General features: G+C 57.2%; 18 protein-coding genes. 6 read left to right on the plus strand and 12 right to left on the minus strand.

Annotated elements, in window-relative coordinates:
- Positions 1-28: 28 nt before the first annotated feature.
- From AC2FIZ_RS08525 to AC2FIZ_RS08550, 6 genes are all read left to right on the plus strand, one after another.
- Positions 29-1,414: a 1-acyl-sn-glycerol-3-phosphate acyltransferase gene (locus AC2FIZ_RS08525; protein WP_281995212.1), complete on the plus strand. Its 1,386-nt coding sequence runs from the start codon at positions 29-31 to the stop codon at positions 1,412-1,414.
- 115 nt (positions 1,415-1,529) lie between these two features.
- Entirely contained in the window at positions 1,530-2,816 is a 1,287-nt protein-coding gene (gene ccrA / locus AC2FIZ_RS08530; protein WP_142635517.1) for a crotonyl-CoA carboxylase/reductase, read from the plus strand.
- Positions 2,817-3,183: 367 nt separating this feature from the next.
- A complete protein-coding gene (locus tag AC2FIZ_RS08535; protein WP_142635521.1) occupies positions 3,184-3,903 on the plus strand; it encodes a helix-turn-helix transcriptional regulator in 720 nt (239 codons plus the stop codon).
- Positions 3,904-3,985: 82 nt separating this feature from the next.
- The gene (locus AC2FIZ_RS08540) at positions 3,986-4,624 is read left to right on the plus strand and encodes an acyl-homoserine-lactone synthase (RefSeq protein WP_496688967.1); all 639 of its coding nucleotides are present in this window, start codon (positions 3,986-3,988) and stop codon (positions 4,622-4,624) included.
- A 61-nt stretch (positions 4,625-4,685) separates the two neighbouring features.
- Positions 4,686-6,218 carry an ATP-dependent DNA helicase gene (locus AC2FIZ_RS08545; RefSeq protein WP_496688966.1) on the plus strand — a complete coding sequence of 511 codons (1,533 nt, stop codon included), beginning with the start codon at positions 4,686-4,688 and terminating at the stop codon, positions 6,216-6,218.
- Complete coding sequence (locus tag AC2FIZ_RS08550; RefSeq protein WP_281995211.1) at positions 6,215-6,943, plus strand: SDR family oxidoreductase; 729 nt, start codon at positions 6,215-6,217, stop codon at positions 6,941-6,943. The genes AC2FIZ_RS08545 and AC2FIZ_RS08550 overlap by 4 nt, the downstream gene beginning before the upstream one ends.
- Before the next feature lie 4 nt (positions 6,944-6,947).
- Here the strand turns inward: AC2FIZ_RS08550 and AC2FIZ_RS08555 are convergent, their stop codons facing one another.
- From AC2FIZ_RS08555 to AC2FIZ_RS08610, 12 genes are all read right to left on the minus strand, one after another.
- Positions 6,948-7,715 (minus strand): TIGR02186 family protein, encoded by a 768-nt coding sequence (locus AC2FIZ_RS08555; protein WP_142635529.1) that lies wholly within the window; start codon positions 7,713-7,715, stop codon positions 6,948-6,950.
- 2 nt (positions 7,716-7,717) lie between these two features.
- Positions 7,718-8,638: a sulfite exporter TauE/SafE family protein gene (locus AC2FIZ_RS08560; protein ID WP_142635531.1), complete on the minus strand. Its 921-nt coding sequence runs from the start codon at positions 8,636-8,638 to the stop codon at positions 7,718-7,720.
- Positions 8,639-8,994: 356 nt separating this feature from the next.
- Positions 8,995-9,963 carry an ABC transporter permease gene (locus AC2FIZ_RS08565; RefSeq protein WP_281972533.1) on the minus strand — a complete coding sequence of 323 codons (969 nt, stop codon included), beginning with the start codon at positions 9,961-9,963 and terminating at the stop codon, positions 8,995-8,997.
- 3 nt (positions 9,964-9,966) lie between these two features.
- Positions 9,967-11,058 (minus strand): ABC transporter permease, encoded by a 1,092-nt coding sequence (locus AC2FIZ_RS08570; RefSeq protein ID WP_142635535.1) that lies wholly within the window; start codon positions 11,056-11,058, stop codon positions 9,967-9,969.
- A 1-nt stretch (position 11,059) separates the two neighbouring features.
- Positions 11,060-12,589: an ABC transporter ATP-binding protein gene (locus tag AC2FIZ_RS08575; protein WP_496790899.1), complete on the minus strand. Its 1,530-nt coding sequence runs from the start codon at positions 12,587-12,589 to the stop codon at positions 11,060-11,062.
- A 92-nt stretch (positions 12,590-12,681) separates the two neighbouring features.
- Complete coding sequence (locus AC2FIZ_RS08580; RefSeq protein ID WP_142635539.1) at positions 12,682-13,680, minus strand: BMP family lipoprotein; 999 nt, start codon at positions 13,678-13,680, stop codon at positions 12,682-12,684.
- A 159-nt stretch (positions 13,681-13,839) separates the two neighbouring features.
- Positions 13,840-14,253: a GNAT family N-acetyltransferase gene (locus tag AC2FIZ_RS08585; RefSeq protein WP_142635541.1), complete on the minus strand. Its 414-nt coding sequence runs from the start codon at positions 14,251-14,253 to the stop codon at positions 13,840-13,842.
- Complete coding sequence (gene tsaB, locus AC2FIZ_RS08590; protein WP_142635543.1) at positions 14,250-14,837, minus strand: tRNA (adenosine(37)-N6)-threonylcarbamoyltransferase complex dimerization subunit type 1 TsaB; 588 nt, start codon at positions 14,835-14,837, stop codon at positions 14,250-14,252. The genes AC2FIZ_RS08585 and tsaB overlap by 4 nt, the downstream gene beginning before the upstream one ends.
- Entirely contained in the window at positions 14,827-15,390 is a 564-nt protein-coding gene (locus AC2FIZ_RS08595; RefSeq protein WP_142635545.1) for a NifU family protein, read from the minus strand. The genes tsaB and AC2FIZ_RS08595 overlap by 11 nt, the downstream gene beginning before the upstream one ends.
- 69 nt (positions 15,391-15,459) lie before the next feature.
- Complete coding sequence (locus AC2FIZ_RS08600; protein ID WP_142635546.1) at positions 15,460-16,053, minus strand: 2-hydroxychromene-2-carboxylate isomerase; 594 nt, start codon at positions 16,051-16,053, stop codon at positions 15,460-15,462.
- Positions 16,054-16,063: 10 nt separating this feature from the next.
- Complete coding sequence (locus AC2FIZ_RS08605; RefSeq protein WP_142635548.1) at positions 16,064-16,519, minus strand: universal stress protein; 456 nt, start codon at positions 16,517-16,519, stop codon at positions 16,064-16,066.
- 60 nt (positions 16,520-16,579) lie between these two features.
- Complete coding sequence (locus tag AC2FIZ_RS08610; protein WP_281995208.1) at positions 16,580-17,443, minus strand: branched-chain amino acid aminotransferase; 864 nt, start codon at positions 17,441-17,443, stop codon at positions 16,580-16,582.

A 17,443-nucleotide genomic window follows, 5' to 3' on the forward strand; every position in this document is an offset into this window, starting at 1 on the left:
ATGCAGCGATTGGTGGCAGGGTGCATTTATGACACAGACCGTGGAACTTCCGCTTTGGCTGTTTTTGTTGATCCTGGTATTCGCCGCGGTCACACTGGCCTCGCATTTTCTGTTTCCGTCAGTGCGGTGGTTTTTTCGCCGTAGGTTGGAGCGCGCGGTCAAACGCCTGAACACGCGCCTGCAGCGCCCGATACAGCCGTTCAAGCTGGCCCGACGCCACGATATGATTCAACGTCTGATCTATGATCCTCAGGTAGGGCAGGCCGTGCAGCAGCACGCACGTGAAGAAGGCATTCCCGAAGCGGTCGCCTTTGAGCAGGCCCAGCGGTATGCGCGCGAGATCGTGCCTTCTTTTTCCGCCGTTGCCTATTTCAGTATCGCCATCCGGTTGGCGCGGATTCTGAGCAACGCCTTTTATGATGTACGGCTTAGTTATCAGGATGAAGATGCCCTGAAAGATATTGATCCAAATGCGACAGTTGTTTTTGTGATGAACCACCGCAGCAACATGGATTATGTGCTGGTCACCTATCTGGCGGCCCAGCAATCGGCTTTGTCTTATGCTGTTGGCGAATGGGCGCGTGTTTGGCCGCTCAGTCGGTTGATTCGTGCGATGGGGGCCTATTTTATTCGCCGCAAGTCCGGCAGCGAACTCTATCGTCAGGTATTGGCCTGCTATGTCCGGCATGCCACCGATGCCGGTGTTACACAGGCCATGTTCCCTGAAGGCGGGCTGAGCCTGACGGGGGCCATGGCACGCCCCAAGCTGGGGCTTTTGAAATACATAATCGATGGTGCCAGGGTGGATGGGGCGGATGTGGTGTTTGTTCCCGTTGCGCTAAACTATGACCGGGTTCTTGAAGATACGATCCTGACCAAGGCCGCACTTGGCAATCAAAGGCAATTTCGTGCCCGAATCGGGGTTATAACTGGGTGGATTTTGAAACAGATAGGCAGGCGTCTGACCGGTCGCTACCAGCGGTTTGGATTTGCTGGAGTGCGATATGGTCACCCTATCTCATTGAAGGAATTCCGCACCGCCCATGACGATGTGATGACTGATCTCGCGCGCGAACTCATGCAACGGATCAAAGAAGCGATTCCGCAGGCGCCTGTTCCTGCAGCGTGCTGGCTGGTTCGCACCAAAGGAGAAATGCCCGAAGACGAGCTTAAAAGCTTGATCACCGGGTTTTTGCAACGTGACGGAACTTTGGGTGATCAGGATGAGTCCGCGGTTTCAGCTGCCTTGGATCAGCTCGTCGAACGCAGAATTCTGAAACGAGAAGGTGGGAAAATATCTCAATCCGGGCAAAGGGTTGATCTGCTCGACTACTATGCAGCCTCAGCCCCGATTGGCGACGGCTGGCCTGATGCTGCGGCAGCGAAAGAAGTTTCTGCAGGCGCTGGGTCATAAAATTACAAAAATGATGCAAAATCTATTGCATTATTTCCTTCAGGCCAATATCTCATCATCCAACGCAAGCGCTTCTGCATCGCGGCAAACAGGAATGAGAAATAAGGAGGCCAACATGGCTCTGGACACCGACAGCGGTATCGCAACTTACGACGCGCCGGAAAAAGACCTCTATGAAATGGGTGAAATCCCTCCGATGGGGTTTGTGCCTAAGAAAATGTATGCATGGGCAATCCGTAAGGAACGCCACGGGGAACCGGATACTGCGATGGTCCAGGAAGTCGTGGACGTACCAGAACTGGACAGCCACGAGGTGTTGGTTCTGGTGATGGCGGCGGGCGTTAACTATAACGGCGTCTGGGCATCCCTGGGCAAGCCGATCTCGCCCTTTGACGGCCACAAAGCCCCGTATCATATCGCCGGTTCTGACGCTTCGGGGATCGTATGGGCCGTGGGTTCGAAAGTAACGCGCTGGAAAGTGGGCGACGAGGTTGTCATTCACTGCAACCAGGACGATGGCGACGACGAACATTGTAATGGTGGCGATCCGATGTATTCGGACAGCCAGCGGATCTGGGGTTATGAAACGCCGGATGGGTCTTTTGCACAGTTCACCAATGTTCAAGCCCAGCAGTTGATGCCGCGCCCCAAGCACCTGACCTGGGAAGAAAGCGCTTGCTATACTCTGACGCTGGCGACCGCGTATCGGATGCTGTTCGGGCACGAGCCGCATGACCTGAAGCCGGGCCAGAACGTTCTGGTCTGGGGTGCCTCGGGCGGCCTTGGCTCTTATGCGATCCAGCTGATCAATACCGCAGGCGCCAACGCAATCGGCGTGATCTCGGACGAAAGCAAGCGTGACTTTGTCATGGGTCTGGGCGCCAAGGGCGTGCTGAATCGCAAAGACTTTAACTGCTGGGGTCAGTTGCCCACAGTAAACACACCGGAATATGCGGACTGGTTTAAAGAGGCGCGCAAATTCGGCAAGGCGATCTGGGAAATCACCGGCAAAGGCAAGAATGTCGACATGGTGTTTGAACATCCCGGCGAAAGCACATTTCCGGTGTCGACCTTTGTCGTGAAAAAAGGTGGTATGGTTGTGATCTGCGCCGGTACCACCGGCTATAACCTGACTTTCGACGTTCGCTATATGTGGATGCATCAGAAACGTCTGCAAGGTTCGCATTTTGCGCATCTCAAGCAGGCTGCTGCCGCGAACCAACTGATGGTCGAACGCCGTCTGGATCCCTGCATGTCCGAAGTGTTTGCCTGGGGTGAATTGCCCGACGCGCATATGAAGATGATGCGGAATGAGCATAAACCAGGCAACATGTCGGTTCTGGTTCAGGCGCCGCAGACGGGCTTGCGCACGCTTGAAGAGGTTCTAGACGCAAAAGGCTGAGCCCCCCAAAAAAAATAGAATATTAGCACCCGCGAATCGCATCGAGCGAGCGCGGGTGTATCTATTTAGAGGCATAAGGAAATAATTACAGTGGGTTACAGAATCGTGACCCGCTAGTTTTGGGGAGTAGAAACCAGTGAATAGGCTTAAAATCATCTCACATGTTACGGTTGTGTTAACCCTTCGTTAACCGTTTCGGAGTGACTTTAGATGGCGCATAATGAGTGGATACTGGACGTTTTGTCGGACCTCAACGCCTTCGCTGTTGAAAACGGTTTGACCGCACTTGCCGAGCAGCTTGATGATACCAAGTTGATCGCAGCGGCCGAGATTGCGTCCATGCAAGATAAGGCACAGGCGCCCGCGAATGGGAACACAACTCGACATGAGTCAGGTCCTAGAGGACTTGGAAAGCACCAACACGCTTGACGAGTTGGGCGATGTAGCCGTTCGATTGCGCGACCGGCTGCAAGTTGAACATCTTATCTATCATTGGGTTGATGGTGCCGGGGATCAATACGGCTATACAACTTACCCGGACGCTTGGGCCGAGCGATACCGGGAGCGGAATTATCACCGCATAGATCCAGTGATCCTTGGGTGTTTCCAACGGTTCCACCCGGTTGACTGGAAATTTCTGGACTGGTCTGGAAAAGTGGCGAAAGCCTTTTTGCAGGATGCGCTTGAACATGGGGTTGGCAATCAGGGTTATTCGATCCCCATCCGGGGGCCGAACGGCCAGTTTGCCTTATTCACAGTGAATCACTCATGTGATGATGAGAAATGGAAGTCCTTCATCGAGGCCCATGGCCGCGAGCTGATTTTGATCGCGCATTACTTTAACCGAAAGGCTCTGGAGTTCGAAACCGACAGGCAGCCGGATACGACCCGAGGCCTGTCGCCTCGTGAGACGGATGCCATGACCTTGCTGGCGCTTGGATACAGCCGGGCACAAGTCGCGCACTCACTGTCAATCTCGGAACATACGCTGCGTGTCTATATTGAAAGTGCGCGTGCCAAGCTTGGGGCGCAGAACACAACCCATGCCATCGCAACAGCACTCAGCCGTGGATTAATAGTGGTTTAACAAGCGCGCGCGCCAAAAACGGGAAATTAACCACGACTTTGTACCCCCTTCGTTCCTGCACAGGACGACAAGGGGAAAAGTCATGTTGCGCTATTTGTTTGCCGACGAACTACATAAGTTTCCGAATTTGGCCCAAGGGATGTTCCGGGATCGAGCGGATCAGTTCAAAACGCGGCTGGGCTGGGATGTTCACGTGGACGAAAAAGGAGAAGAGCAGGATCAGTATGATGACCTGAATCCGCTCTATGTCATCTGGGAAGAAGAGGATGGCAGTCATGGGGGGTCGATGCGGGTTTTGCCGACGACAGGACCTGTCATGGTGAATGAGGTGTTTGGGCATCTGACAGGAGGTAAGCCTGTCCACAGCCCGCTGATCTGGGAGGTGACGCGGTTCTGCCTGTCACGAACGGCCAGTGCCCATACTGCCGGTGCCATCATGCTGAGTGGCGGCGAAATCATGGAAGGGTTCGGGCTGACCCATATTGCTGGCGTCTTTGATGCGCGCATGATTCGGATCTACCGTCTGATCGGATCGTCTCCAGTCGTTCTGGGGTCACAAGGAAAAGGGCGTGATCAGATTTCGGTTGGGCTCTGGCCCTATTCGCCCGAGGATTGCAATCGGGTGGCTGAACGGGCGGGCATCCCACGTGAGCTGTCCAGGATGTGGTTCAAAGCCGCGTTTGGCACTGTCCGGCAACACCGGTTTGCCCTGTCCGCCTGACGGGGTCTGAAAGCCAATTCCATATCTGGCGATAGCTGGCGTGGCCCTGTAGGGTCGCGCCATGTCTATACCCACAGTAACCTTTTCTGACGATCAAGCCGCCGCCTATGACAGCATTTCCGAGATGCTGAAATCTGCTGGTGTGGACCTGGATGATGATGCCCTGCTGAAAATGCCCGGCAATGGCGAATCCGGGGTGATGGCCGTGATCGGCAAGGCGGGTTCAGGGAAAACGCTACTGCTGGCAGAGCTTTACAAAGCATTAGCTGACGCGGGTCTTCAGATTGTTTCCGGTGATTTCGAAAGCCGCAAAGCGCGCGAGAAACGCAGTTTGGCCATTCTTGCGCCAACGAACAAGGCCGCCAGTGTTTTGCGCCTGCGGGGTGTGCCTGCGACCACGATCCACCGCATCCTCTATACGCCGGTTTATGACCCGGAATATGAACGCATTGCCGAATGGCTGGCGGGCAACGATGAACGCCCCGAGGTTGAAGGGTTGACTGACGAAGCCCTGGACCGGGCCGCTGCTTTTTATCAGAACAACAAGTCGATCCCCGGCGCGCTGGCCGCTGCGGGCCTTCGTGGGTCCGACTTTATCACCGGCTGGAAGCGTCGGGAGGAGCCGCTGGACTTAGGCTTTGTAGATGAGGCCTCAATGCTGGATGACCGGCAGTTCGAAGACCTGAAAGAGATCTTTCCGACCCTGTTGCTTTTTGGCGATCCGGCGCAGCTCGCCCCGGTCAATCAGTCCGGCAGCATGGTATTCGAGACGCTGCCCGAGCCGCGAAAGCAGGTATTGCACAGGGTCCACCGGCAGACGGCAGACAACCCGATCCTGGACCTCGCGCATGCGCTGGCCGACCCTCAGATGGGGTTTGAGGATTTTGAACGGCTCGTCGAACAGACCGCCCGACAGGATGACCGAGTTGTTTGGGGGCAGCGTGTTGAAGTTGACCTGATGGCCCGCAGCCCGGTTCTGGTCTGGCGAAATGCCACCCGAATTCGCTTGATTCAGGCCTTCCGCAATGTTCACGCTGCACCCGACACCGAGCTTCTGGCGGGAGAGCCGCTGATTTGCGATGGAATCGAACTGCCGCTGAAGCACCGCAAGAAAAGGCTGGATCTTGAGGCGCGCGGGCTAATCAAGGGTGCTCAGGTCATCTATCTGGGGCCAGGACGAAAACCGGGGTTTTCGCGCCTGCATGTGATGGGGGCCGAGGATCCTCAGGTCAGCGCAGCGTCGATTGTCAAAATAGAAATGCCTGATGAGGAAGAACCGTTTATTCCATTTGCAGCGCGTATGGGGGCAACCTTTTTGCATGGCGCAGCAGTGACCATTCACAAGGCGCAGGGGTCGCAGTGGGACACGGTACAGGTGTTTGCGCCGGATATATATGCGGCTGCCCGGATGGGGCGAACCGAGGCTGGGCAACCTTTGTGGAAACGTCTGGCTTATGTTGCGATCACACGCGCGCAAGAAAGGTTGATTTGGGTGGTGCGCAACAGGCTGGCCAAGCCCACTTATCCGCTGCGCGTGGATGATTTGCGCGCGGCTCCGGCGGCGACGCTGACCCTTGAGGCGGAAGAGATATGAAATCCATCATCATCACAGGCGCCAGTTCAGGCATCGGACGGGCAACTGCCGAGCTGTTTTTGGCTGAGGGCTGGGCGGTTGGGCTGCTGGCGCGCAGCGCGGATGTGCTGAACGAATTGGCTGAAAGGCACAAGAATGCGATCCCCTTGGTGACCGATGTTACCGACCCCACCGCTGTTTCGGGTGCTTTCGAGACATTCCAGAATGAGACGGGACGTCTTGACGTATTATTCAATAATGCCGGAATCTTTGCCCCCGGCGGCACGATAGACGAAATCCAGTTGGAGGATTGGTACCAGAGCGTCAGCGTGAACCTGAACGGGATGTTCCTGAGCGCGCGCGAAGCCTTTCGCATCATGCGGCATCAGGCCCCGCAAGGGGGAAGGATCATCAATAACGGTTCGATCGCCGCGCATGTACCGCGTCCGAATTCGGTCCATTACACCGCTACGAAACACGCGATAACAGGCCTGACACGCAGCCTATCACTGGACGGGCGCGCCTTTGGTATCGCATGTGGTCAAATCGATATTGGCAACGCGCGAACACAGATGGTGCAAAACCTGGTTGAAAACGCCATCGCGGGAGGGCAGCAGCCCGACCCGACGATGGCTGTTGACGATGCCGCACGTTCTGTACTGCACATGGCGTCTTTGCCTGCAGAGGCAAACGTCCAGTTCATGACCGTCATGGCCACTACGATGCCCTATATCGGGCGTGGATAGGGCTTTAGTTCTCGCGCAATAGTCGGAAGGCTGTGGACGCTCCCCAACCCGCCGCGATGGCGATGACCAAAGACATCAGGCCGTACCAGACCGGCTGCTGACGGGACATGTTGTAGAGGAACCGTTCCAGCCCGACCTTCCGCACGTCGATTGTGGTCTCGAACTGGGAAACAACTTCTCGGCCGCGAGTCAGGTATATGCGCGCGAAATAGGCGCCTTCGGTCAAATCGGCTGGCATGTCGATTGATGTTCGGAACAATGTCTGCTCGTCCACCGCAACCGTATTTTCGCGGATAGAATACAGGCCCTCATCCTCACGGATGCGAACGACGGCCTCGGCAAAATTCTGCGCGCCCCGGATATTCATCGCGGCACCCACTGATCGAATGGCCCGTTCAATCGAGATCCTGTACCGCAGGTCTTCTGTATCTGACAGGATTTCTGTAAGCGGAGCGCTGGTGGCAACCGCATAAAAACTGGGCGCAAGGTCGACCAAGACGCTGTCGGTGTTGACCCAGATACCCAGCCTGCGTTCTTTTCGCCGGACCGTCACTGGGCTCGAGGGGCCTGCAACGGCTACGATTACTTGAAGCGGTGGGCCGGAAGGGATCGGCGTTTCACGTTTCACGGCACCGAAAATAAGAATTTCCGAGCCATCGAAATTCGCCGTGATGGCAACCCGGTCTTGGCTTAGGCCAAGCACGACCTGTTCCTCCTCGGCGATGGCCGGGGTGACACAGAGGGCGAGTAGCAGGATCAACCGTCTCAGCATGATCAGTGCCCCCCTGCAACGCCGAGCGAATAGAGCTCGGAGGGTTCCAGAAGCAGATCCAGCGCCAGTTTGCCACAAACCACCAAGACCAGTGCAGCCAGCAATACGCGCAGCTGCTCGGCAGGCATTCGTGCGCCGATCACCGTTCCGATCTGCGCCCCGATCACGCCGCCGACCAGCAACAACACAGCCAGAACAATGTCGACTGTGTAGTTGGTTGTCGCGTGCAGCATCGTGGTGAACGCTGTTACGAAAATAATCTGGAATAGGGAGGTGCCGACAACGACTTTGGTGGGCATTCCCAGCAGGTAAATCATGGCAGGAACCATGATAAAGCCGCCTCCGACACCCATGATCGCAGAAAGGATACCTACGCTAAGCCCGACCAGGACGGGGGGGATGACCGAGATATAGAGGCCCGATGTACGGAACCGCATTTTGAACGGCATCGCGTGAATCCAGCCGCGCTGACGACGTGCAACAGGGGCGGCGGTGCCCTTTTTGGATTTACGCAGCGCGTTCAGGCTTTCGATGAACATCAAGCTGCCGACGACGCCCAGAAAGACCACGTAACACAGGGTTACGAGCAAATCGACTTGTCCGAGGCTTTTGAGATAGTTGAAGATCACCACCCCGAACGCAGCTCCGATCAGTCCCCCGACCAGCAATACCGTGCCCATCTTCAGGTCGACCGTCTTTCGGCGGAAATGGGCCAGAACACCAGAAAATGACGAGGCGACAATCTGGTTCGCTTCGGTGGCTACGGCAACTGCTGGTGGGATGCCAATGAAAAACAACAGCGGGGTCATCAGAAACCCGCCGCCGACCCCGAACATCCCTGACAGGATGCCAACCATGCCGCCCAACCCCAGCAGCAGAAAGGCGTTTACGGAAACTTCAGCGATAGGAAGGTAAATTTGCATGAGGTACTAGTAATTAGGGCCAGCTGCGTCGCGCAATGTGACACATTCGACTTCTGGAATTTGTGAAAGGGTTCGTATCTGACGCGCAGAATCACGCCCTTGGCGAGGCAGGGTAAAGCAGGGCTGGCGGCTTGGACCAGTCTGAAACTGTGCATCCGCAAAAGGCGTTTTGACAGGGAGTATCCCCTTAGACCAAGCGCAAGACCTAGCATCCGGCACCCCGGCGAGAAACTCTCTCAAATCAGCTGTCACTGGAAACACATCCATGCCCCTTTAGAGCCGTTGCGGCATGTAAAATCAACTCTACATGCCGCCATGCAGCGAACAGGACTGACGTGTGTTTCAAACTGGACCTATTACCGCTCTTTTACATAGGGTTCGCCACCGGCTTTCGGTGGAACGGCCTTGCCGACAAAGCCGGCCAAAATGACGACGGTCAGGATATATGGCAGCGCATCCATGACCTGCACAGGAATCACCACGCCACCCAGGTCAATATTTTGGAACCGCAACGCAACCGCTTGCAACAGTCCGAACAGCAGGCAAGCCCACATCGCGTGCCATGGCCGCCATTTTGCAAAGATCAGTGCCGCCAGCGCGATGAACCCGCGACCGGCAGTCATTTCCTTGACGAATCCAGCTTGCAGGGCCGTGGCCAGATAGGCACCGGCAATGCCGCAAAGCACGCCACAGATCGCGACGGCCGCAAAACGCAGCCCAACGACAGAAACCCCGGCCGTATCCACCGCGGCTGGGTTTTCACCCACCGCGCGCAGGCGCAGGCCAAAGCGGGTGCGGTACAAAACCCACCAGGTTGTCGGGACCAGAAGGAAAGACACATAGACAAGGATCGAATGGCCGGACAGCAGCTCGGAATAGATTGGCCCAAGAAATGGGATATCACTCACCGCATCCGCAAAAGGGAAGGTGATCGGTTCAAAGCGCCCTCCGCCGAACAGCGAGGGGGTACGCCCGCCCTGTTTGAACCAGCTTTGCGCGATCAGGACCGTCAGCCCCGAGGCCAGAAAGTTGATGGCGACGCCTGAAATCAGCTGGTTGCCCCGAAAGGTGATCGAGGCCACCCCATGCAGGGCGGACAGAACAAGAGAGGCCGCGATCCCGGCCAGCAATCCCAGCCAGACCGATCCGGTCACGGCGGCGACGGCGGCAGAAAAGAACGCCGCGATCAGCATCTTGCCCTCAAGCCCGATGTCGAAAATACCGGCGCGTTCGGAGTACAGACCGGCCAGACAGGCCAGCAACAGCGGCGTAGCCAGGCGGACGGTCGAATCGAGGACCTGGATGAGGGTAACGAAAGTATCCATCGCTTAGCCCTCCTTCCGCATGGCCAAGAACAGTTTCTCAAGCGGCATGCGGACCATGTTGTCAAGCGCGCCGGTGAACAGGATCACTAGGGCCTGTATGACTACGATCAGCTCTCGGGGGATAGACGTCCACAACGCCAGCTCGGCCCCGCCCTGATAGAGGAAACCAAACAGCAGCGCCGCCAGAAACACCCCAAACGGATGGGATCGACCCATCAGCGCCACGGCGATACCGATAAAGCCAGCGCCCTCGGTCGAGTTCAGAACCAGCCGCTCTGCCTCACCCATCACGTTGTTCGTGGCCATCAGACCAGCCAGCGCGCCCGAGATCAGCATGGCGATGATGGTGATCCGAACCGGAGAAATACCGGCATAGACGGCACCGGTTTCCGAATGCCCATAGGCGCGGATCTCATAGCCCAGCCGGGTGCGCCAGATCAGCGCCCAAACGATCACACAGGCCAGGACAGCAACAAAGAATGAGATATTGGCAGGTGCGCCACGGAATACGACGTTTTCAGCGGTCGAGAACATCGACTGGAACGTCGGCAGATGCACCGCCTCGGGGAAGCGTGCAGTTGCCGGGTCTTGCGAGCCCTGCGGGCGCATGACGTTGACCAGCATATAGTTCAGCAAGGCAGCAGCGATGAAGTTGAACATGATCGTGGTGATCACGATATGGCTGCCGCGTTTGGCCTGCAGATAGGCCGGAATGGCCGCCCAAGCGGCCCCAAACACCATCGATGCGGCACAGGCGGCCAGCAAGGCGATGCTCCAATGCGGCCAGTCGATGTAAAGGCACACCACGGCCACGCCAAGCCCGCCCAGCATCGCCTGACCTTCGCCACCGATATTGAACAGCCGTGCGTGAAAGGCGACCGCCACAGCGAGTCCGGTGAACATGAAATTCGTGGCGTAATACAGCGTATAGCCCCAGCCATAGGTCGATCCCAGCGCGCCGGTGACCATCAGGTTCACCGCTTCGATCGGGTTTTCGCCAATGGCGAGGATCACCAGCGCCGACAGGATTGCAGCCAGAAGCAGACTGATCACCGGGATCAGAACGACATCGGCCCATTTGGGCATTTTTTCCATGTTACGCTGCCTCTCCCGCAACACCGGCCATCAACAGGCCAAGTTCTTTTTCATCAGTTTTATGGGGCAGGCGTTCGCCCATGATATGTCCGTCAAACATGACAGCGATTCGATCCGACAGCGAGAATATCTCTTCCAGCTCGACCGAGACCAGCAGGATCGCCTTGCCCTGGTCGCGCAGATCGACGATCTGTTTGTGAATGAATTCGATCGCCCCGATATCCACGCCTCGGGTCGGCTGACCGACCAACAGCAGGTCCGGGTTACGTTCGATTTCACGCGCGACGACGATCTTCTGCTGATTGCCGCCCGAAAAGCTTTTGGCCGACAGCCAGGGGTTCGGCGGGCGCACATCGAATTTTTCGATCTTGGCTTCGGTATCGGCGCGCAGGGCGGCGTTATCCATGAAGAGGCCACGTTTATAGGCCGGGTCACGGTGATAGCCGAAGGCCACGTTCTCCCAGGCGTGGAAATCCATGATCAGGCCTTCGCGCTGGCGGTCTTCGGGCACATGCGCAATGTGCTGCGCGCGCCGCGCCTGGCCATCTGACCCCGCCCCGCTGAGCGCAAGCGGCGTGCCGTTCAGTTTGATCTGGCCCTGGCCCGGGCGCATCCCGCCCAGAACCTCTAGCAGTTCGGATTGGCCATTGCCGGCGACGCCTGCGATACCCACGATCTCACCAGCGCGCACGTTCAAGTCGATGCCTTTGACACGCTCGACGCCCGCGCTGTCGAAAACACGCAGGTTTTCAATCTCGAGGATGGGCTTGCCGGGCTGCGCCGGAACCTTGTCGACCTGCAGCAGAACCTTGCGGCCCACCATCAGCTCGGCCAGTTCTTCGGGGCTGGTCTCGGCGGTTTTCACGGTGGCCGTCATTTGCCCGCGGCGCATGACCGACACGGTGTCGGTGTTTTCCATGATCTCGCGCAGTTTGTGGGTGATCACGATGATCGTCTTCCCCTCGGCCCGCAGCCGGTCGAGGATGCGGAACAGCTGATCCGCCTCGGATGGGGTCAGCACGCCGGTTGGTTCGTCCAGAATCAGGATCTCGGCCTTGCGATACAGCGCCTTGAGAATCTCAACCCTTTGCTGCATCCCCACACCGATTTCGTCGATACGCTTGTCGGGGTCAACGAACAGTTCGTATTCTTCTTCCAGCTCTTTCAACTCTTTGCGGGCCTTGGTCAGGGACGGGGCCAATAGCCCGCCATCCTCGGCGCCCAGCACGATGTTTTCCAGAACGGTAAAATTCTCGACCAGTTTGAAATGCTGAAACACCATCCCGATGCCCGAGGCGATCGCGGCCTGGCTGTCAGGGATTTCGGTCTTTTGACCATTGATCCAGATTTCACCTTTGTCGGCTTTGTAAAAGCCGTAGAGAATGCTCATCAGCGTGGATTTGCCCGCACCGTTTTCACCGATGATCCCATGGATCGTACCGGGGGCGACGCTGATGGAAATGTCTTTGTTGGCCTGAACCGGCCCAAAGGATTTGGATATCCCTTTGAGCTCAATGGCGGGGACGGTCATGTCTTGTCCTCAGTTGCCGAAAGGACTGCGCGGTCTTTCCGGCGCAGCAGAGTGGAACTGGGCCGGGGGCAAAACCCCCGACCCGAGTGATATCAGAACTGCAGTGCGGGGCAGCTGTCGTTCTCGTAATAGCTGACAACCGAAACATTGCCGTCGATGATGTCCTGACGGGCTTTGTCGACTGCTGCTTTCATATCATCCGAAACCAGCGGAGCGTTGTTGTCGTCGATCGCATAGCCAACGCCGTCTTCGGCCAGACCCATGATATATACGCCGGTCTCAACGTTCTCACCTGCGCTCATCGCCTCATAAACAGCGACGTCCACGCGCTTCAGCATCGAGGTCAGAACTTTGCCTGGGTGCAGGTGGTTCTGGTTGCTGTCGACACCGATTGACAGGATGCCTTCGTCAGCAGCGGTTTGCAGAACACCAACACCGGTGCCGCCAGCTGCGGCATAGACCACGTCGGCACCCTGACTGATTTGTGCCTTTGTCAGTTCCGAGCCCTTAACCGGGTCGTTCCATGCCGCAGGCGTTGTGCCGGTCATGTTGGCAACCACGTTGATATCTGGGTTCACCGCCTTGGCACCCTGAGCATAGCCGCAGCCAAAGTGACGGATCAGCGGAACATCCATGCCGCCGATGAAGCCAACAGTTCCGGATTCGGATGCCATCGCCGCCATCATACCAACGAGGTAAGACCCTTCGTGTTCAGCGAATCCAACTTGACGCAGGTTAGGCGCGTCCAGCCAGGTTACATCGACAACGACAAATTTCGTGTCCGGATAGTCGGCAACAACCGCGCTGAGCGGATCAGCCATACCGAAACCCATGGTGATGATCGGGTTTGAGCCTGCTTCGGCAAAGCGGCGCAGGGCCTGTTCGCGTTGCGCTTCGGACTGCATTTCGATCTCGCGGTAGGTGCCGCCCGTTTCTTCCGCCCAGCGTGAGGCGCCGTTATGCGCGGCTTCGTTGAACGATTTGTCGAACTTGCCGCCCAGATCAAAGATCAGTGCCGGTTCGGCCAGTGCGGCACCCGCTGTCAGTGCAACCGCCGCTGCGGCGCCCATCAAGGATTTCATCAGGGTCATTTGTTACTCCCGTTTGTTTTTTTCGGTCGGAGCCAAGATAGCCCCGTTTACCCACTGTTAGCGAGCATAACCGTTGTGATGGCGGGAATTAAGGCCGTTTGCAACCGCCGCGGTCAACAGATTTTTGACCATTTGGTCCAAGAAAATTCGCGGCCTGTCTCAGGTTAAATTGCATTCCATGACGATGGCATCAATTTTCTGATTATTTTCAACCGTATAGTAATTCTTGCGCGTACCGCACACACGATACCCGCAATGCTTGTAAAGTGTAATCGCGGGCTGGTTGGCGATGGAAACATCCAGAATCGCCCGGATAGCGCCCAGTTTTTTGGCAGCTGCGTGCCATTCGACCATACGTTTCCTAGCCAGTCCCTGACGCTGAACTGTGGGATGGGTGGCAATCGTCAGCAATTCGGCTTCGTTTGCGATTGCCTGGAAAAGGGCAAAAGACTGGGCATCACCTACGATATGGGTAAAGCGATTCTGCAGCAGCTCTGCAAACTCTGTGGCGGTCCAGGGGCGCGATTGTGTGAATGCTGCGGCGTGAGTATTTGCCAGTTCTTCGGGAGTCATCCGTCCAGCAACATCGGCGGTTGATCCTTGGAGGGCGCCGCGTCTGCTGGGCGTATGTAAAGAGGGGCGGGAGCCTCGGTCTTGGTCAGCCTTCTTTGTGCAGCCACTCGGGCAATAGCGCAGACCTGAGCCTTGGGGTTGTCGTTGAACATCAGTGTGCCCAGCGATTTTGCCTGATCAAGCTGGATCAGTGCCGGTTCCATATCAGGCTGCGAAACATAGACCTGATCTCTGGGCGCGCGAATTGCGGGCAACGCATCGCTGTCCAGGACAGCAAGCGCGTCAAAGCCCGATACACCAATGGCCGGTATACCCAGACCTAAGGCCAGACCCCGCGCGGCCGAGACCGAGATGCGTATTCCGGTGAAATTACCGGGGCCTATTCCAACGCCGATCGCTGACAGGTCGCGCCATGAGCATTGTTCTGATGACAGCACCTCTTCGAGCAGCGGCATCAGACGTTCGGCTTGTCCCCGCGACATGGGCTCGACACAAGACGCCACAATCCGGTCACCGCGCAACAAAGCGGCCGCGCAATGCGCGGCCGATGTGTCAAACGCCAGAATGAGTGGTTCAGACGGCAACAGGGCGAACCTCGGTCACTTCGGGAATGTAGTGACGCAGCAGGTTTTCGATTCCCATCTTCAACGTCAGCGTCGAGGATGGGCAGCCTGCGCAGGCGCCTTGCATATGCAGGTAGACAACGCCGCGGTCAAAACCGTGAAACGTGATGTCGCCCCCGTCCTGCGCGACTGCCGGGCGCACACGGCTGTCCAGCAGGTCTTTGATCTGGTTGACCACCTCGGCGTCTTCGCCGCTGTGTTCAGCATGGCCCGAGGCTGTATTGGCATCCGCTCCCATGATCGGCTGGCCGGATTGATAATGCTCCATCACCGCGCCCAGAATGGCCGGTTTGATATGGTCCCACTGGACGTCGTCCGCTTTGGTCACGGTTACGAAGTCATTGCCGAAAAATACCCCTGTCACGCCACTCACAGCGAAAATGCGGTTGGCCAGCGGCGACTTTTCCGCAGCCTCAGCCGATGGGAAATCTGCAGTGCCCGCTTCCAGCACGGTCTGGCCGGGCAGGAATTTCAGGGTTGCAGGGTTCGGTGTGGATTCGGTCTGGATGAACATGGCGCGGCTCCGTATCTGTTGTCTCTGATATGCGGGTCCACGAGCTGGAAGTCAAGAATTGGAACGATTCTAAATTTCTGCAGCTGAGCTTATCGCATCGTCCAGCCGATCATCGCCCCAAAACAGCTCGTCACCGACCAGAAAGCTGGGCGCGCCAAAAAGCCCTTTGGCCTGAGCGGTTTTTGTCTGCGCGATAAGCGCTGCTTTGATCGCCGGATTCTGGGTCTGGGAAAGTAAATCAGCGGCAAGCCCGGCTGAGCTGAGGCATCCGGCCAAAACAGCCTCATCCGCGATGTTCTGCCCTTGGGCAAATTCGGCAGAATAGACGGCGCGCACAAAGGCAGCTTTTTGCCCCTGATCTTCAATCGCCAATGTTAACCTGGCCGCTTTCAAGCCGTTCTGCGGAAAAGGATCGGGCCGGACAAATGGCAAGCCGCGCTGGGCGGTCAGGCGTTCCATATCCCGCCACATGTACAGGCCTTTTGCCGGGTACAGATTGAACGGAGAATTGTCCCACCCTTGGGCGGCAAAGATTGGCCCCAGCAGAAAAGGCTGCCATTCGACCGAGACGCCCTGGCGGGTGGCAGCCTCTTCGATACGCATCGCGCTGAGATAAGAATAGGTCGAGGCGAATTCGAACCAGAATTGAATGCTGCGTTGCATCGGCGTGGCCTCAGGTAATCGCTTCGAGTTTTTCTTTGCTCAGATCACCAGGAACAATAGTGATTGGGATCGGCAGGCTGCCTGAGTTTTTGGTCAGTTGAGTCACCAATGGGCCAGGTCCCTTTTTGTCAGTGCCTGCACCCAGAACCAGAACGCCGATATCAGGATCGGATTGCACATGCTCGATGATCTGGGCAACGGGCTCGCCTTCGCGGATGGCCAGTTCAGGATCAACGTCTTGCTTGTCGCGCATCCATTTTGCGAAAACTTCAAAATGCGCATGGATACGCTCGCGCGCTTCTTCACGCATGACGGTGGCAACGCCGATCCAATGGTTGAATTCGTCCGGTGGGATTACCGACAGGATTGTTACGCCGCCGCCGGTATGGGCCGCGCGCATAGCCGCGAATCGCATCGCATTCAGGCATTCGCGACTGTCATCCAGAACCACTAGGAACTTGCGCATGGGTGTCCTCATTCATTTCCGGGGATCATGCCCGACTAGGTGCGTGCTGGCAACCAGAGCCTAACGCCCACTGGCGGCCCAGTCCCAATACAGGTCGCGTGCACGCCGGGCGACGGGCCCGACCTGAAACCGGGTGTCCTCCAGCGCGGTCACCGGGGTGATCTTGCTCATGTTGCCAGTCATGAATACCTCGTCGGCCCGGTAGAAATCCTCGAAACTCAGAACCGCCTCATGCACAGCCACGCCGTCGGCCCGCAGGTTTTTGATATGTCGTGCACGGGTGATGCCGGCAAGGAAGGTGCCGTTGGGGACGGGGGTAAAGACCTCGCCGTCGCGGACCATAAAGATATTGGCGGTTGCGGTTTCGGCTACGTTGCCCAATGCGTCAGCCACCAAAGCATTCGAAAACCCGTTCGCACGTACCTCGTTCAGCATCCGTGCATTGTTGGGATACAGACACCCGGCCTTGGCATTCACCACTGCTGATTCCAGTACCGGACGGCGGAATCGGGTCAGTCCCAGCGTGTCCGAGGCGGTCTCAGGCGCCATCGGAATCTCTTCCAGGCAGACAGCAAACCCGGTGCTGTTTTCCTGCGGTACGATCGCTGTCGCATCTCCGTCGATGCCCCAATACATCGGGCGGATATACACGGCCGCGTCGGGCGCATAGGCTTCAAGCCCTTCCAGCACGATCTCGACCATCTGGTCTTTGGTGACGGTCGGGGTCAGCATCAGCGCCTCGGCAGAGCGGTTCACGCGGGCGCAATGGGCCTCCAGATCCGGGGTCAGCCCGTTGAAGAACCGCGCGCCGTCAAAGACGGATGATCCCAGCCACGCACCATGATCCGCAGCGCGCATGATCGGTGCATCCCCATCATGCCATTGCCCGTTGAAATAGGTGCGGATGTTCTTGCCGACTGCCAT

Source organism: Ruegeria sp. CDSB022 (assembly GCF_059611145.1).

Excerpts from the sequence above, each read along its gene's own strand:
- AC2FIZ_RS08525 (WP_281995212.1), top strand. The coding sequence starts at position 29 with ATGACACAGACCGTGGAACTTCCGCTTTGGCTGTTTTTGTTGATCCTG.
- ccrA (WP_142635517.1), top strand. The coding sequence starts at position 1,530 with ATGGCTCTGGACACCGACAGCGGTATCGCAACTTACGACGCGCCGGAA.
- AC2FIZ_RS08535 (WP_142635521.1), top strand. The coding sequence starts at position 3,184 with ATGGGAACACAACTCGACATGAGTCAGGTCCTAGAGGACTTGGAAAGC.
- AC2FIZ_RS08540 (WP_496688967.1), top strand. The coding sequence starts at position 3,986 with ATGTTGCGCTATTTGTTTGCCGACGAACTACATAAGTTTCCGAATTTG.
- AC2FIZ_RS08545 (WP_496688966.1), top strand. The coding sequence starts at position 4,686 with ATGTCTATACCCACAGTAACCTTTTCTGACGATCAAGCCGCCGCCTAT.
- AC2FIZ_RS08550 (WP_281995211.1), top strand. The coding sequence starts at position 6,215 with ATGAAATCCATCATCATCACAGGCGCCAGTTCAGGCATCGGACGGGCA.
- AC2FIZ_RS08555 (WP_142635529.1), bottom strand. The coding sequence starts at position 7,715 with ATGCTGAGACGGTTGATCCTGCTACTCGCCCTCTGTGTCACCCCGGCC.
- AC2FIZ_RS08560 (WP_142635531.1), bottom strand. The coding sequence starts at position 8,638 with ATGCAAATTTACCTTCCTATCGCTGAAGTTTCCGTAAACGCCTTTCTG.
- AC2FIZ_RS08565 (WP_281972533.1), bottom strand. The coding sequence starts at position 9,963 with ATGGATACTTTCGTTACCCTCATCCAGGTCCTCGATTCGACCGTCCGC.
- AC2FIZ_RS08570 (WP_142635535.1), bottom strand. The coding sequence starts at position 11,058 with ATGGAAAAAATGCCCAAATGGGCCGATGTCGTTCTGATCCCGGTGATC.
- AC2FIZ_RS08575 (WP_496790899.1), bottom strand. The coding sequence starts at position 12,589 with ATGACCGTCCCCGCCATTGAGCTCAAAGGGATATCCAAATCCTTTGGG.
- AC2FIZ_RS08580 (WP_142635539.1), bottom strand. The coding sequence starts at position 13,680 with ATGACCCTGATGAAATCCTTGATGGGCGCCGCAGCGGCGGTTGCACTG.
- AC2FIZ_RS08585 (WP_142635541.1), bottom strand. The coding sequence starts at position 14,253 with ATGACTCCCGAAGAACTGGCAAATACTCACGCCGCAGCATTCACACAA.
- AC2FIZ_RS08595 (WP_142635545.1), bottom strand. The coding sequence starts at position 15,390 with ATGTTCATCCAGACCGAATCCACACCGAACCCTGCAACCCTGAAATTC.
- AC2FIZ_RS08600 (WP_142635546.1), bottom strand. The coding sequence starts at position 16,053 with ATGCAACGCAGCATTCAATTCTGGTTCGAATTCGCCTCGACCTATTCT.
- AC2FIZ_RS08605 (WP_142635548.1), bottom strand. The coding sequence starts at position 16,519 with ATGCGCAAGTTCCTAGTGGTTCTGGATGACAGTCGCGAATGCCTGAAT.
- AC2FIZ_RS08610 (WP_281995208.1), bottom strand. The coding sequence starts at position 17,443 with ATGGCAGTCGGCAAGAACATCCGCACCTATTTCAACGGGCAATGGCAT.